We start from the raw sequence: 14,871 nt of genomic DNA, 5'->3' as shown, positions 1-14,871 counted from the left end.
TAGATACTATGGAAAACAAGCAAAGTTCATCGGTTGCTGCACTAATTTTTGCAGCAGCATTTATTATGGGAGGTTGGTTTTTTTATAAAAATATCAGCCAAACTATTGTTGAAGAGGCAAATGCCTCAAAGTCTTGGCCAGCTGTTGAAGGCATGGTTACTTTAGCGGATATTAGCACATCGATAAGTGATGGAACAAAAATGTATGCTTCCAATATTGTTTACACATATGTTGTAGAGGGGAAGGAGTATTCTGGAAATAGAATTTCTACTGTTGATGGAAGCAGCAGCAGTGCATCAAGTGCAAAAAAAGATATTCAGAAATATGCAGAAGGGAAATCAGTTACTGTTTATTATGATCCGGAATTGCCTGATGCTTCCTTGCTTGAACCTGGCCCCAATTTTTTTACTTATTTGATTACTTACGGTCCTTTACTGTTTTGTTTAATAGGAGTTCTCATGTTGTGGCAGTTTGTTAAAAAAATTGGAGTGTTTGTTTTGGCATTGTTTTTAGGATCAAGGAATTGAAATAGAAAAGAATTAGATAATTAATATCACCAAATTATAAATACAGAAATCATGAAATCACACGAAATAGATTATAAGATTATAGGACACGATATTCAGTTGGTAGAGATTGAATTGGATCCAAATGAAACAGTAATTGCCGAAGCCGGAGCAATGTTATATATGAAAGAAGGGATTGATTTTCAGGCGAAGATGGGAGATGGTTCAGAGCCGGATAAAGGAATTTTCGGGAAATTACTCTCGGCTGCATCCAGAAAAATTACCGGGGAGTCAATATTTATTACACATTTTACGCATCGGGGAACAGGAAAAAGTCAGGTTGCTTTTGCCGCGCCATATCCTGGAACTATTGTTCCTATTGATTTAGAGCAATTAGGTGGAACTGTGATTGTACAGCGTGATGCTTTTTTGTGTGCTGCATTAGGAACAAAAATCAGCATGCACTTTAATCGTAAACTGGGAGCCGGATTCTTTGGCGGTGAAGGATTTATTCTTCAGAAATTACAAGGCGATGGAAATGCTTTTATCCATGCCGGAGGAACACTTATAGAGCATGATTTGAACGGAGAAACAATGAGGGTGGATACAGGATGCGTTGTTGGTTTTCAGGAAGGTATTGATTTTAGTATTCAACAGGCAGGGAATTTGAAATCGATGGTTTTTGGAGGGGAAGGTTTATTTCTGGCAACTCTTCAGGGAACGGGAAAAGTATGGCTGCAATCCATGCCAATTAGTAAGTTAATCAATCAATTATCAACAGGAGGTTCTAATAGTCGGAAAGAAGGTAGTAACGGGATTTTACAGAGTTTATTGGAATCATAATTAAATTCTGAAATCATGATAAATATTGAATATTTAATCGATAGAGTAAAACTGGTTATCCTTCAGCCGAAAGAAGCATGGGCGAAGATTAGTCATGAGCAAACTGACCAGAAAGATTTTTTGTTATCCTATGTACTTCCTTTGGTTTTAATTCCTACCATAGCCTCTTTTATTGGGTATGGATTAATAGGTTTGGGGAGTTATTTTAAAGTTGCTTCTTTTAGCTGGGGACTTCATCAGGCGATTCTTGCTTTTTTAGGCGCATTTTTAGGTGTTTTCCTAAGTGCATTCTGTATTCATAAGCTGGCACCTTCTTTCGATACTCAAGTAAGCTTTTTCAATGCAATTAAACTGGTAGCCTATTCTTATACGCCAATTTGGCTTGCGGGAGTTTTTTACATTCTTCCAAGTCTAACCATCTTGGCTTTACTGGCTGGCTTATACAGTTTGTATATTTTATATATTGGTTTTGTTCCCATAACAAAGGTATGTGAGGAAAAAAAAACAAGCTACTTTATTGTTAGTCTGATCTTAGTCATTGGAGTGTCCGTTTTGGCCTCCTTAGCAATTGGAGTAGTTCTTCTTTCAGCAGGCTTAAGTACATATTAAAAATCCGGAGGTTACAGCCTCCGGAAATACATAATTAAAAGGAATTAAACATCACGCAAGATCTTTTTAATTCCAAATTATTAATCATTTCAAATTTACAAAAAAAATGAAAACGAGTAAACTTTATTTTTTCGCAGTCGCTTTTATGGCGCTAAGTATTTCGATGGTTTCATGTAGTGGTGACGATGGTGAGGCTGGATTATTGGGGCCAAAAGGAGATAAAGGAGAACAAGGTGCAGCAGGAGAAGTTGGACCAGCAGGAACCGATGGCAGCATTATTTATAGCGGTGAAGGCGAACCAGCAGCAACAGTTGGAACAACAAGCGATTATTATTTGGATGTTGCAACAGGAATGTTGTACGGACCTAAAGTAAATGCAGATAATTGGACAGATACAGATGGGTTTTCTTTAAAAGGTACCAATGGAACTAACGGTGCTGATGGAACTAATGGTATTGATGGTATCAATGGAACTAATGGTGTTGATGGAACCAACGGTACAAATGGTTCAAAAATACTTTCCGGCGAAGGTGTTCCTGATAACACTATCGGAAACACAGGCGATTTTTACCTTAATAAAACAAGCTATGTGCTTTATGGCCCGGCAGTAACAAATGATGAAGGAGATACAAACTGGGGAGCTGGTTTAGAATTGAAAGGTGCCGATGGAAATGCCAATGTGAAATCTTATTTGTTTAGTGTATTGGAGAATCAGTGGATTCTAAATGCGGACAAGAACTTGCTTTATGCATATGATCAATTAATATCTTTGTCTGATAAGATTACTGATAATGTAGTTGAGAGTGGTGTTGTTTTAGTTTATAGGATTGATGCAAACGATCATGCAATTTTATTGCCAAATTCAAATAAAACAACTTCAGGGAATTTACTGACAGAATCATTTAGATTTGGTGGTCAGGATATCTGTTACATGGCGCGTGAGTTGTTCACTTTTGCAAATGTGGAAGAAATACTTTCAAAAGAAACTTTTAATTACAGAGCAGTTATTATTACTGGTGAATTAGCTAATCAAATGACGTCTAAAGCAAATGATCAAATAAGTTTTGAGGCTGCAGCATTGGAAATGGGTATTGTAGAATAGGTTACAATCCAAAATATCAACGGGCATTCTTTTAAAAGAATGCCCGTTTTTTATTTTGGCTGATGAAAAAATTGTTCTTAAAACCACTCTTTTCAATTTATTTCTGAATTGCATCTTTTGCACAAATTTTTTAATAATCATGTATCCTTAGTAAATATTAATAAAAGACATATATGTCTGTATATATTCTGACTTCCTCTTGTATTTCATTATGTGAATGAATATGATTTATTCGTTTAAATTATTATATTTGGTAGAGAGCGAGGAAGTTACGAACAAAGTGAGCTCAGCTGCCTTTAAATAGAATGTTTCGATTGTAGTAGGATTTGGAAGATAAGGGTTTCGTATTTTGATTTGTATTTTCATTATTGGCTATTATATAACCTTAATCTGTACCAAATACCTTACCTATGAGTAAACCCTACGGATTTTTTTATGCCCTGATTATACTTTTTCTGTTATTTAGTCCTCCTGCGCTTCTCGCAATTGAAGCTGACAGCACTCATGTTGCTGAAACAGAAGGTCATCATTTTAATTACTTCTTAAATTCTGAGAAACGGGGCGAGCGTCTTTTTAAAGGTCTAACCAGAATAAAAACGGATGTAACATCCTGTGTTTCCTGCCACAATATTGAATACATCGATACGCTGAATTGGAATCCTTCTGCGATGGATATTGCCGGAACCTACGCCGATAAATCAATTGCAGAATTTAAATCTGTATTGATGAGTCCGTTGGGGAAAAAAATGGAGGCATCCCATGTAGGATATTCTTATTCGGAAGAAGAACTTGGATACATTAAAGCATATCTCGTTCAATTAAGGGAGGATACCCTTCATGAAACCAAACCTAAGGTAAATAACCTGATTGTTTTTTTCTTTTTGGGTGCGTTAATTACGATCGCCTTAATTGATTTGTTCTTCACTAAAAAAATCAAATATAAATTTATACCAGTACTAATCTTTGTACTTGCCTTTGGATACCAGATAAACATGTTGGCTGATGGAGCTATGGCTTTGGGACGCAAACAAAATTACCAACCTGCACAGCCCATTAAATTTTCTCATAAAGTTCATGTTACCGGTAATAAAATTGATTGCAGATATTGTCATACAACAGCTGATGAAAGTAAATCGGCAGGAATTCCGCATGTAAATCTTTGTATGAACTGTCATGTTATTGTAAGGGAAGGACCTAATTCAGGGAAATTCGAAATTAACAAAATTATTAAGGCAATAGAAAATAACACTTCTGTAGAATGGATTCGAATCCATCAATTACCCGATCATGTTTTTTTCAGTCATGCCCAGCATGCCAATGTTGGTAAAAGAGAATGCCAGGAATGTCACGGCCTTGTTGAAGAAATGCATGTAATTAAGCAAGTTGAAGATTTGTCGATGGGTTGGTGTTTGGATTGTCATGATAAAACAGCTGTTGATTTTCAGGCCAATGGATATTATGCCAACGGCTTTAAAAAGCTGCACGAAGATTTAACTGCAGGAGTTATTGACAGTGTAAGAGTTACTGATATTGGAGGACGGGAATGTGCCCGATGCCATTATTAGAATCGAAAAAGCCAATTATTGTCCTGTTGCATTGCATTTTACCTATTGATAACCATTTATCTATGAAGAAACATTGGAAAAGTCTTGCCGAACGTAAAAATGGATCAGAAACTCCCGAAAAGCAAAGTTTACCTAAGGGAAATCTGGAACAAATACTTGATATATTTGATAATGGGAATGAGAAAACGCAATCGAACCGTCGTGATTTCTTAAAGCTTTGTGGCTATAGTCTTGCGATTAGTACCGTGTTGGCAAGTTGTGAAAATTCTGTTCATAAGGCCATTCCATATTTAATTAAACCCGAAGAAATATCACCGGGGAAAGCAAATTACTATGCATCATCCTATGTAAACGGCAGTGAATATTGCAGTATCCTGATTAAGACCAGAGAAGGCCGTCCAATAAAAATTGAAGGCAACGATTTGTCGTCTGTCACATATGGTGGGACAAGTGCAAGAGTCCAGGCTTCCATTTTGGGATTGTACGATACCAGCCGTTATAAAAATCCGCGGAAAGGTGGCACCAAAATTTCCTGGGATGAATTGGATCAAAGTATGATTCAGCAATTGAATCAATTAAAAGAAAGTAAAGAGAGAGCCGTTCTTTTGACTCCGACAATATACAGTCCATCAACAAAGGCTGTGATAGAGATGTTTTTAAAATCTTATCCCAATGTGAAGTGGGTACAGTACGATAACCGATCTGCATCTGCATTGATAAAGGCGAACGAAATGTGTTTTGGAAAAGCTGGGATTTGCGATTACCGTTTCGATTTTGCAGATGTAATTGTGAGTTTCGATGCAGATTTTTTAGGAAATTGGCTGATGCCTGTTGAACACATTCGTCAGTACACCAAAAAACGCAAACTAAGCGATGGAAATACGAATATGTCGCGGCACATTCAGTTTGAATCACGTTTATCTCTAACAGGAAGTAATGCCGATTATCGGATTCCGGTAAAACCTTCCGAACAAGCTTTGCTTGTTGCTCAATTGTACAATGAGATATTGAAAATTAAAGGTCAGGAATCCTATTCTTTGAATGATACTTCGGAAGATATCCGCGAATTGGCCAAAGAGCTTTGGGAAAATAAAGGGAAATCATTGGTTGTTGCAGGAGAAAATGATTTAAATACTCAGATCTTAATCAATGCGATCAATTACGAGTTGGAAAATTACGGAACAACCTTGCGGATTGATAAACAAATACTAACCAAACAAGCAATTGATCCGGATATGGAACAATTACTTACTGATCTGAATTCGGGTAAGGTAAAAGCTTTGTTCTCTTACGGTGTTAATCTGGTATACGATTATTTTAAGGGGGAGGAATTTGCAAAGGCAATAGATAAAGTGCCATTTTCGGTGTCACTGGATATGACTCCAAGTGAAACCAGTGGTCGTTTTAAATATGTAGCTCCCGATAATCATTTTATAGAAAGCTGGAATGATTTGGAACCTAAAACAAGCCGTTACAGTTTGATGCAGCCGGGAATTCGTCCGTTATTCAATACCCGGCAATTTCAATCTACTTTGCTTGCATGGATTGGTCAGGAAACGGACTATTTAAAATTTATTAAGAATTATTGGGAAGAGAAATTATATCCGCTTCAAACGGCCTATCCAAATTTCACCACTTTTTGGAACAACAGCCTGCAACAAGGAGTTTTTGAACCTCAAACAAAATCGGTTTTCGACACCAAATTTAAGTTGGATGGCATTGGGGAATTGATTGATAACATTGCAAATGCACCAAAATCATCAGGCGTAGAACTTCAGGTATATGAAAGCTCAGCCATGGGCGATGGAAAAATGGCAAACAATCCATGGATTCAGGAACTTCCAGATCCGGTAACGAAAATTTGTTGGGACAACTATTTGACCGTATCGCCAAAACAAGCAGAAGAAATGCTTTTGGAGACCGGTGATGTTGTGGAGCTGAATTCAGAAATGAAATTGCCGGTTTATATTTTGCCCGGACAGGCATACAATACAGTTGCAGTTGCTTTGGGTTACGGAAGAACAAATTGCGGAGTAGTTGGAAAGAATGTGGGAGTTAATGTTTCCCAATTATCTCAGTTTAAAAATGATTCCCGGGTCGATTTCTCTACAGGAGTTGAAATCAAAAAAACAGAAGAGAAGTATGAATTGGCAATGACTCAAACTCATCACTCCATGGAGGGAAGAGCAATTGTTCGTGAAGCTTCTTTGGGAGAATATTTAAAAGATCCGGCGGCCGGAAATGAATCGCATCAGGAATATGAGAATGCAGGTATTTACAAGAAATCAAATTTTCCGAATCATCATTGGGGATTGGTTGTGGATTTGAATTCCTGTGTTGGCTGCGGTGCCTGTTCCATTGCTTGTCAGGCAGAAAATAATGTTCCTGTAGTTGGTAAAAAAGAGGTGATTCGGGCGCACGAAATGTCCTGGATTCGTATCGACAGGTATTTTTCGGGCAGTGAGCTGAATCCGGATGTTTCCTTTCAGCCGGTAATGTGTCAGCATTGCGACAATGCGCCTTGCGAGAATGTTTGTCCGGTAGCGGCTACCACTCACAGTAGCGAAGGTTTAAATCAAATGGCTTATAATCGTTGTATTGGGACTCGTTACTGCGGAAACAACTGTCCGTATAAAGTGCGTCGGTTCAATTGGTTTGATTTTACGAAAGCAGATTCGATTCCAGATAATCTGCACGATGTGGCTGAAATGACAATTGATTTAAAACGAATGGTTCTAAATCCCGATGTTACGGTTCGGGCCAAAGGAGTGATTGAGAAATGCTCGATGTGCGTGCAGCGGATTCAGGAAGGGAAATTGAAAGCAAAAATTGATGGAAGAAGACCTCGGGACGGCGAAATCAAAACAGCTTGTCAGCAAGCTTGTCCTGCAGGAGCAATCATTTTCGGAGATTTAAATGATAATAACAGTCAGGTGGTAAAAGAAACTTCGGGCAAGCGAAATTATCATTTATTGGAAGAGATTCATACGCTTCCATCGGTAAGTTATCTGACAAAGATTAGAAATAAAGAAACGAACAAATCATAAAACCACGCTTATGTATGTGTCGCCAATTCGTGAACCATTAATCACGGGGAAAAAAACGTATCAAAAGATTACTGATGAAATTTCTGCTCCAATTGAAGGAAAAGCAGGAAAAGCCTGGTATGCTGGAATCACCATTACATTATCGGCTTTGTTTTGGGCTTAGCCATGATGGGATGGACGATTTGGCAGGGAATTGGAACCTGGGGATTGAACAAAACCATTGGATGGGGTTGGGGAATTACCAATTTTGTATGGTGGGTAGGGATCGGTCATGCAGGTACGTTTATTTCAGCCATATTGCTGCTGTTTCGTCAGAAATGGAGAACAAGTATCAATCGATCAGCCGAGGCAATGACACTTTTTGCCGTGATGTGTGCAGGTATGTTTCCATTAATTCATATGGGACGTCCACTACTTGCTTTCTTTGTGTTCCCTTATCCAAATACGCGTGGTCTTTGGGTCAATTTTAACTCACCGCTTTTGTGGGATGTGTTTGCGATCAGTACCTATTTTAGTGTTTCTCTTTTGTTTTGGTATGTTGGATTAATTCCTGATATCGGAACCATTCGCGACAAAGTGAAATCGAAATTTAAGAAAGCGGTTTACGGATTTTTGAGTTTTGGTTGGACAGGATCTGCCAGACACTGGAGCAGACATGAAACCATGAGTTTGGTATTGGCCGGATTGGCCGCACCATTGGTACTATCGGTTCACAGTATTGTAAGTTCCGATTTTGCAACTTCGGTGATTCCGGGATGGCACACAACCATTTTTCCTCCCTATTTTGTTTCCGGAGCTATCTTTTCTGGTTTTGCAATGGTGCTTACGCTCTTAATTATTACACGGAAAGTATTGAATCTGGAAAGCTATATTACAGTTGGTCATATTGAATCGATGAATAAAATTATTATCGCAACCGGCTCTATTGTGGGGATTGCCTACATCACCGAATTGTTTATTGCCTGGTATTCGGGCGTTGAATATGAGCAATATGCATTTCTGAACCGTGCAACCGGACCATATTGGTGGGCCTATGCGATCATGATGACCTGCAATGTAATTTCTCCGCAATTGCTGTGGATTAAAAAATTAAGACGAAATCTTGCATTCACTTTTGTTCTATCCATTTTCATCAACATTGGAATGTGGTTCGAACGATTTGTAATCATTGTTAGTTCTCTGCACCGCGATTACCTGCCATCAAGTTGGTCAATGTACAGTCCAACCATTGTTGAAGTGGGAATATTTATCGGAACCTTAGGCCTGTTTTTTACCTGCTTCCTGCTATTTATTCGGGTGTTCCCGGTAATTGCAATAGCCGAGGTGAAGACGGTCATGAAAAGTTCCGGAGAGAAATTTACAAATGAGGATAAAAACGAATAATCATGAAACGAGCATGAGAAAAAGTTCTCACACACGAGAATGACTATATGGTAATCCCGAAAGCTTTCGGGACCATATGACGAAAACTTAAAATTATAAACAGATGAAACGTCCATATATAAAGCTTTCTACACACAGGGAGATGATTGTATGGTAAGTTCCATCTGACAACTGCATAAAAATTATAAACAGATGAAAAGATATATTTCAGCTTATTTTGAAGATGAGGAGAATCTTCTTCGTGCTGCCAAGGAATTGAGAGCTCAGGATGTATCCATTCAGGATGTTTTGACTCCTTTCCCGGTTCACGGATTGGATCAGGCATTGGGATTCAAACGATCCAATTTACCAACTGTTGCATTCATTTGCGGAGGAATTGGTTTGCTCATCGCTTTTGGTTTTCAGACCTGGGCATTTACTGTTGATTACCCATTGTTTATTGGAGGAAAGCCTCATTTTGCGATTCCTTCCTTTATCCCGATCACTTTTGAGCTGACGGTTTTGTTTGCCTCTTTTGGAATGGCGATTGCTTTTTTTATTCGTTCGAAACTCGGACCGGGAGCCAACAATATTATCCATGATGAACGAAGTACCGATGACCGTTTTGTGATTATTGTAGATCTGGATGAGGCCGGAAGTCAGGATACTGTTGTGAAAGGCATTCTGGAAAAAGAAGACGCAATGAACATACAGGTTAAGGAGATTGAATCGTAAACCGCATAAACCATATGGTGATGGACAAGAATTATACATTTTCCCGAAAAGCGCAAATTGCACTGCTTGCAGCAGGAGGATTCGGAATTCTATTGCTTCTGCTTGGGTATTTTATAGAAGCCCCCAACAGTCAGAGGTTTTGGACAAATTTTTTAATTAACAACCTGTTTTTCCTGTTCATTGCTCTGTTTGGAGGCGTATTTCAGGCATTGCATAAAATAGCTTATTCAGGATGGCATACGGCATTGCAGCGCATTCCCGAAGCCTTCGCATCATTTCTGCCGGTATCAGCAATTTTGATGTTCCTGTTGTATTTCGGAATGCATGATATCTATCATTGGTCGCACGAGGGATTGCACGATCCAATATTGGAGGGGAAAGCGGCCTATTTAAATATTCCGTTCTTTTTCATCCGGATGGCAATTTATTTTGGGGTTTGGATATGGTTGACGCGATTGTTGCGGAAAAATTCCTTGCAGCAGGATTTATCAACACATATCAAGTACTATAAAAAGGGAAAGTTATTGGCCGCTTTGTTTATGGTTTTCTTTGCCGTTTCAAGTTCTACCATGAGCTGGGATTGGTTAATGTCTATCGATGCACACTGGTACAGTACCCTTTACGGATGGTTTATTTTTATTGGTCTTTTTGAGATTGGTATTGCCATGATTATCCTTTTTATCAGCTTTTTGAAATGGAAAGGTCATTTGGAATTCATCAACAAAGAACACATTCACGACATGGGAAAATACCTGTTCGCATTCAGTATTTTCTGGATGTATTTGTGGTTCTCTCAGTATCTGTTGATCTGGTACAGTCACATTCCTGAAGAAACGGCTTATTTTGCACCCAGATTAAACGATCATACCATTCTGTTTTTCACCATTTTGGTTCTTAATTTTGCAATTCCATTTCTGGGATTAATGACCCGGAATTCGAAACGGAATTTAAAATGGTTATCGCTTATGGCGGTGGTTGTGTTGATTGGTCAATGGTTGAATATCTATTTACTGGTAATTCCGGGAACAATCGGGAAAACGGCTCAAATTGGGCTGACGGAAATTGGATTTGTATGTTTCTATCTGGCTGGCTTTTTATTCGTAGTTTTTTCCTCTTTGGCTAAAGCGCCGCTGTTAAGTAAAAATGATCCTTTGCTCGAAGAGAGCTTTCATTACGAAACCTGATTCATGACCCAAAAAGAAATTGTTATGCAAAAATTCGTATCCTATAGTAGTGCTTTATTGCTAGTTGTGGTTTTGTTGGCATCCTGCGATAAAGACCGCAACCATCCGGGTTATTCCTATTTTCCGGATATGGTTGAATCGCGGGCTTTTGAACCTTATTCTGCGAATCCTAATTTCGAAGACGGTTCGAGTTTGCGTTTGCCGGTTGAGGGTACTATTCCCAGAGAAATGATTCCTTACCATTTTGAAAAAACACCGGAAGAACGGATTTGGGCGGGCGAAAATATTTTTAATCCCAACGAAATGACCGCTGACGATGTGCAGAGAGGCAAGAAACTTTTCGGGATTTATTGCATCCACTGTCATGGTGAAAAGGGAGATGGACAAGGATATCTGTTTACAAGTGGCAAATATCCATTTCAGCCCAGAAGTTTGATTACCGATGTGATGAAAACAACTCCCCGCGGTGAGATTTTCCATGTAATAACCGTTGGTTTTGGGGTTATGGGCGCTCACGGTGCTCAAATTAAGCAAGCCGACAGATGGAAAATTATTGAGTACATAAAAGTTGATTTGCAAGGACAAAAGTAGGGCGGGATCTTATGAATTAGCTTGAGAATTGAAGAAAGGGTCAGACTTAGCTGAAAACCATCACTCGAAAAACGACACCGATGAGCTTTGAGGAACGCATCCAAAAACTGAATGAGGTTCAGCGGGGTTGGGTAAATAACTTCCGTATGGCAAGTATTTTAGTCAAACTTCAAGATCTCGACGGTTGGCTGCGCAACAGGCTCAGATATTGCATTTGGCACCATTGGAAAAAACTTGAACGAAAACGGAAAAACCTGATTCGTTTAGGAGTTGAACAAGGACAAGCCTATGCATGGTCTCGTTCACGTATGGGTGGTTGGGCGATTGCTCAGAGTCCTATTTTGGTAACTACTATTACTCTTGAAAGATTGCGGAAACGCGGTTATGAATCTATGCTCGATAGTTACAAACAAATCACGCCTGTTCGACGTGATTCCTTATTCCCCATAACTTAATCCCGATTCCTCGGGACTGTATACGAGACCCGTACGTACAGTGGTGTGAAAGCCTCTCCCTGCTAGTGATTACTAGCGGGGCGGGCTATTCGATTATGGGCTGGGCTTTATTTTTATGGTTTCAAAGTTCAGTCCTTTCATATTTGATTCAAACTCATCAAATTTAAAGTTATTAAAGTTCTCAATGTTGGAATTAAAGTAAATTGTTTGATCATTAACTTTCGCTGGATCAAGGTCAACATACATTCTCTTATTTTGATAAGATTTACCTACAAGTTTTAAAGAATATGCTGTGTCATAAAAGACAAAATATGAATCAGCGCGATTGTGTCTATTTAAAAGAATGGCTTTAACATTATATATCTGATTTTGTGGAGCTGAATTATCCAAATATTGAATTATTACATTAAAACTGTCAAAGCTTACCGCTTGCTCAAATTTTAAAACTATTTTGTTTCCCCATTTGGATACTTTTATGTCAGAACCTCCTAAACTATAATTATATTCTAGCGGATCGAAGTCGTCTTGAAAAGATTTAATCACTTTCTCAATGAATTCTCTGTCTTCAGTATTGACTAATATATACTTCTCAAAGTCATTAAAATTAATATGTTTAGGCCTTGATGCTTCTTCAATGTCTTTGATGTAAATTTTCAAACCAAATAATCTGTCAAGCACCCAGATTGGGCCCCAAATAGGAAAGAATAAAATTAGAGTTTTCCAATTGTCATTGTTTTTAAGTCCACGCAATAAAGATTTGAGTAACAAAACAGGGTCTTTGACAATCAAATATGAAATATATCCGATGCCCAAAACGAATGTCAATGTTATAATAATCTCAAATGTATTCATCTTGTAGAATGTCAATTAGCCTTGCCCATAACGGTTTGACGGTATGAAACGTTGCGCACTTCGAAGCACTTCCATATCAGATCGTTGCTGCCGTTGATTAAGTGTTATGTTGTTCAAATTTAGCACTATCCGCGCAATGTTTTATGACCGCGTGTGTGTGCCCTGCATGAGCAAGACCACACCCACCGAAAGGTTATTGAAAATGTTAAATATACAAATTTAGCATAAACAATGATTCTTGGAGGGTGTATTTTTTTTTCCAGAGGGTGCAAGTCCCTTATGCACTGTGGTGACTCTCAGAAGCATTAGTAAGTCGCAAGGTGGTTTACCGTGAGGTATGCACTGAAGGAAGCGAGACTACAAAATCCGGTACTGACGAACAGGAACCTGATATGAGGCTATAAGTTTGGATAAGGCAGCACATCATGTCGACGTCCCAGCTCTTTAAATAAAGAGAATAAATGAAGTAGTAGATCAGGCAGGCATTGGAGGAAGGAAAATGTTCTTACCAGGGGAGGTCTTGTCAACCACGAGTTGGTTATGGCAAGAAGTCAGCAGAGGCCATAGTAGCTGTAAGACCATGAGCCACAAATAGAGATTGTGGAGGACTCACAGAGCAGTGAAGGGCTGAACGTTAAGTTGTTTCAAATGTTGCAAAGAAGCTGTTGTTAACAACTCTAGCTTTGTATTAAGCGGAACAGGGAAAAGAAAAAGTAAACTAAAATGATTGAACAAATACTTACACGTAAGAATATGGTGCGGGCGATGCATCAAGTCCAGAAGAACCAAGGTTCAGCAGGAGTTGATCGTATGCCCGTGACTAAACTCTCAGATCTGATGTCAATTGATAAAGCGGAACTGACACAGAGTGTTCGTTCGGGTAATTATTTGCCTCAAGCCATTTTAGGAGTTGTACCGAACGAAGTGAGATCATGAACACCTTTTAAAATATAGTTTGGTGAATAAATTCCAAAAGGAAACGGGAAGATGCGCTTATTGGGTATCCCGACTGTAACCGACCGTTTGCTTCAGCAAGCTGTACTTCAAATTATCACGGCAAAGTTTGAATTTGAATTTTCGGACTTTAGCTTTGGGTTCAGACCGAACCGAAGTCTGCATCAGGCAGTACTAAAAGCTCAGGGATATATCAACGATGGCTATCAGCATATTGTAGATATTGACTTGAAGACCTTCTTCGATGAAGTCGATCATTGCCATTTACTGCAACAGCTATATCGCAAGGTAAAATGCAAAGCAACAATGCGTTTAATCCGCAAATGGCTGCGTGCCCCGATCTTAATCGAAGGCAAGTTGGTCAAACGCAGAAAAGGCGTACCGCAGGGGAGTCCATTGAGTCCGTTGCTGTCCAATATCATGTTGCATGAACTGGATCGGGAACTGGAAAAACAGGGATTGAAATTCATCCGCTATGCCGACGATTTTAGTATTTATACCAAATCGAAAGCTACCGCCCGAAGAGTTGGGAACAAGGTTTACAAGTTTTTACGAAATAAACTCAAGTTGACAATTAATCGGGAAAAGAGTGGCATTCGGCGACCTGTTCATTTTACCGTTTTGGGTTTTGGCTTTGTGCCTACCTACAGGAAAGGTGAGCGGGGCAAGTACCAACTGATAGTATCAGAAAAGAGTTGGAAGAGACTGAAAGAAAAGCTCAAACTAATCACTCGAAAAACGACACCGATGAGCTTTGAGGAACGCATCCAAAAACTGAATGAGGTTCAGCGGGGTTGGGTAAATAACTTCCGTATGGCAAGTATTTTAGCCAAACTTCAAGATCTCGACGGTTGGCTGCGCAACAGGCTCAGATATTGTATATGGTCCCGATCCTCGGGAGAAGAAACCCGAAAAGAAAAGGCGAAGCCTTATCCGTTTAGGAGTTGAACAAGGACAAGCCTATGCATGGTCTCGTTCACGTATGGGTGGTTGGGCGATTGCTCAGAGTCCTATTTTGGTAACTACTATTACTCTTGAAAGATTGCGGAAACGCGGTTATGAATCT

General features: G+C 39.1%; 15 protein-coding genes. 14 read left to right on the top strand and 1 reads right to left on the bottom strand.

What is annotated here, in order from left to right:
• Positions 1–8: 8 nt before the first annotated feature.
• The 12 genes from ACKU4N_RS18260 to ACKU4N_RS18205 all read left to right on the top strand — a co-directional run bounded on the left by ACKU4N_RS18260 (position 9) and on the right by ACKU4N_RS18205 (position 11,999).
• Positions 9–527, top strand: coding sequence for a DUF3592 domain-containing protein (locus ACKU4N_RS18260; RefSeq protein ID WP_321318854.1), 519 nt, complete (start codon positions 9–11; stop codon positions 525–527).
• A 51-nt stretch (positions 528–578) separates the two neighbouring features.
• Complete coding sequence (locus ACKU4N_RS18255) at positions 579–1,349, top strand: TIGR00266 family protein (protein WP_321318852.1); 771 nt, start codon at positions 579–581, stop codon at positions 1,347–1,349.
• A 15-nt stretch (positions 1,350–1,364) separates the two neighbouring features.
• Positions 1,365–1,958 (top strand): Yip1 family protein, encoded by a 594-nt coding sequence (locus ACKU4N_RS18250; protein WP_321318850.1) that lies wholly within the window; start codon positions 1,365–1,367, stop codon positions 1,956–1,958.
• Positions 1,959–2,064: 106 nt separating this feature from the next.
• The gene (locus ACKU4N_RS18245; protein ID WP_321318848.1) at positions 2,065–3,060 is read left to right on the top strand and encodes a collagen-like domain-containing protein; all 996 of its coding nucleotides are present in this window, start codon (positions 2,065–2,067) and stop codon (positions 3,058–3,060) included.
• Between the two features lie 410 nt (positions 3,061–3,470).
• Positions 3,471–4,625, top strand: a complete 1,155-nt coding sequence (locus ACKU4N_RS18240) for a cytochrome c3 family protein (RefSeq protein ID WP_321318846.1) — start codon at positions 3,471–3,473, stop codon at positions 4,623–4,625.
• A gap of 62 nt (positions 4,626–4,687) precedes the next feature.
• On the top strand, positions 4,688–7,672 hold the full coding sequence (locus ACKU4N_RS18235) for a Fe-S-cluster-containing hydrogenase (protein ID WP_321318844.1): 2,985 nt from the start codon (positions 4,688–4,690) through the stop codon (positions 7,670–7,672).
• A gap of 16 nt (positions 7,673–7,688) precedes the next feature.
• On the top strand, positions 7,689–7,835 hold the full coding sequence (locus ACKU4N_RS18230; protein ID WP_321318842.1) for a hypothetical protein: 147 nt from the start codon (positions 7,689–7,691) through the stop codon (positions 7,833–7,835).
• Between the two features lie 2 nt (positions 7,836–7,837).
• Entirely contained in the window at positions 7,838–9,055 is a 1,218-nt protein-coding gene (gene nrfD / locus ACKU4N_RS18225) for an NrfD/PsrC family molybdoenzyme membrane anchor subunit (RefSeq protein WP_321318840.1), read from the top strand.
• A gap of 192 nt (positions 9,056–9,247) precedes the next feature.
• Positions 9,248–9,769 carry a DUF3341 domain-containing protein gene (locus tag ACKU4N_RS18220; RefSeq protein ID WP_321318838.1) on the top strand — a complete coding sequence of 174 codons (522 nt, stop codon included), beginning with the start codon at positions 9,248–9,250 and terminating at the stop codon, positions 9,767–9,769.
• 20 nt (positions 9,770–9,789) lie between these two features.
• On the top strand, positions 9,790–10,953 hold the full coding sequence (locus ACKU4N_RS18215; RefSeq protein ID WP_321318836.1) for a quinol:cytochrome C oxidoreductase: 1,164 nt from the start codon (positions 9,790–9,792) through the stop codon (positions 10,951–10,953).
• Between the two features lie 24 nt (positions 10,954–10,977).
• Positions 10,978–11,544, top strand: coding sequence for a c-type cytochrome (locus ACKU4N_RS18210; protein WP_321318835.1), 567 nt, complete (start codon positions 10,978–10,980; stop codon positions 11,542–11,544).
• A 50-nt stretch (positions 11,545–11,594) separates the two neighbouring features.
• A complete protein-coding gene (locus tag ACKU4N_RS18205) occupies positions 11,595–11,999 on the top strand; it encodes a group II intron maturase-specific domain-containing protein (RefSeq protein ID WP_321322753.1) in 405 nt (134 codons plus the stop codon).
• A 93-nt stretch (positions 12,000–12,092) separates the two neighbouring features.
• On the opposite strand, the gene ACKU4N_RS18200 is transcribed toward ACKU4N_RS18205, so the two are convergent.
• Positions 12,093–12,851: a hypothetical protein gene (locus ACKU4N_RS18200; protein ID WP_321318833.1), complete on the bottom strand. Its 759-nt coding sequence runs from the start codon at positions 12,849–12,851 to the stop codon at positions 12,093–12,095.
• 765 nt (positions 12,852–13,616) lie between these two features.
• Here ACKU4N_RS18200 and ACKU4N_RS18195 point away from each other — a divergent pair.
• Together ACKU4N_RS18195 and ltrA are read left to right on the top strand one after the other, a co-directional pair.
• On the top strand, positions 13,617–13,787 hold the full coding sequence (locus ACKU4N_RS18195) for a hypothetical protein (RefSeq protein WP_321318831.1): 171 nt from the start codon (positions 13,617–13,619) through the stop codon (positions 13,785–13,787).
• Between the two features lie 51 nt (positions 13,788–13,838).
• The gene (gene ltrA / locus ACKU4N_RS18190; RefSeq protein ID WP_321318829.1) at positions 13,839–14,753 is read left to right on the top strand and encodes a group II intron reverse transcriptase/maturase; all 915 of its coding nucleotides are present in this window, start codon (positions 13,839–13,841) and stop codon (positions 14,751–14,753) included.
• Positions 14,754–14,871 lie beyond the last annotated feature (118 nt).

It is taken from the genome of Labilibaculum sp., assembly GCF_963664555.1.
In the GTDB taxonomy this organism is placed as follows: Bacteria; Bacteroidota; Bacteroidia; order Bacteroidales; family Marinifilaceae; genus Labilibaculum.
The sequence above is the reverse complement of the archived record's forward strand: the minus strand, read 5'-3'. Positions and strand labels throughout refer to the sequence as shown.

Excerpts from the sequence above, each read along its gene's own strand:
- ACKU4N_RS18260 (WP_321318854.1), top strand. The coding sequence starts at position 9 with ATGGAAAACAAGCAAAGTTCATCGGTTGCTGCACTAATTTTTGCAGCA.
- ACKU4N_RS18255 (WP_321318852.1), top strand. The coding sequence starts at position 579 with ATGAAATCACACGAAATAGATTATAAGATTATAGGACACGATATTCAG.
- ACKU4N_RS18250 (WP_321318850.1), top strand. The coding sequence starts at position 1,365 with ATGATAAATATTGAATATTTAATCGATAGAGTAAAACTGGTTATCCTT.
- ACKU4N_RS18245 (WP_321318848.1), top strand. The coding sequence starts at position 2,065 with ATGAAAACGAGTAAACTTTATTTTTTCGCAGTCGCTTTTATGGCGCTA.
- ACKU4N_RS18240 (WP_321318846.1), top strand. The coding sequence starts at position 3,471 with ATGAGTAAACCCTACGGATTTTTTTATGCCCTGATTATACTTTTTCTG.
- ACKU4N_RS18235 (WP_321318844.1), top strand. The coding sequence starts at position 4,688 with ATGAAGAAACATTGGAAAAGTCTTGCCGAACGTAAAAATGGATCAGAA.
- nrfD (WP_321318840.1), top strand. The coding sequence starts at position 7,838 with ATGATGGGATGGACGATTTGGCAGGGAATTGGAACCTGGGGATTGAAC.
- ACKU4N_RS18220 (WP_321318838.1), top strand. The coding sequence starts at position 9,248 with ATGAAAAGATATATTTCAGCTTATTTTGAAGATGAGGAGAATCTTCTT.
- ACKU4N_RS18215 (WP_321318836.1), top strand. The coding sequence starts at position 9,790 with ATGGACAAGAATTATACATTTTCCCGAAAAGCGCAAATTGCACTGCTT.
- ACKU4N_RS18210 (WP_321318835.1), top strand. The coding sequence starts at position 10,978 with ATGCAAAAATTCGTATCCTATAGTAGTGCTTTATTGCTAGTTGTGGTT.
- ACKU4N_RS18200 (WP_321318833.1), bottom strand. The coding sequence starts at position 12,851 with ATGAATACATTTGAGATTATTATAACATTGACATTCGTTTTGGGCATC.
- ACKU4N_RS18195 (WP_321318831.1), top strand. The coding sequence starts at position 13,617 with ATGCATCAAGTCCAGAAGAACCAAGGTTCAGCAGGAGTTGATCGTATG.
- ltrA (WP_321318829.1), top strand. The coding sequence starts at position 13,839 with ATGCGCTTATTGGGTATCCCGACTGTAACCGACCGTTTGCTTCAGCAA.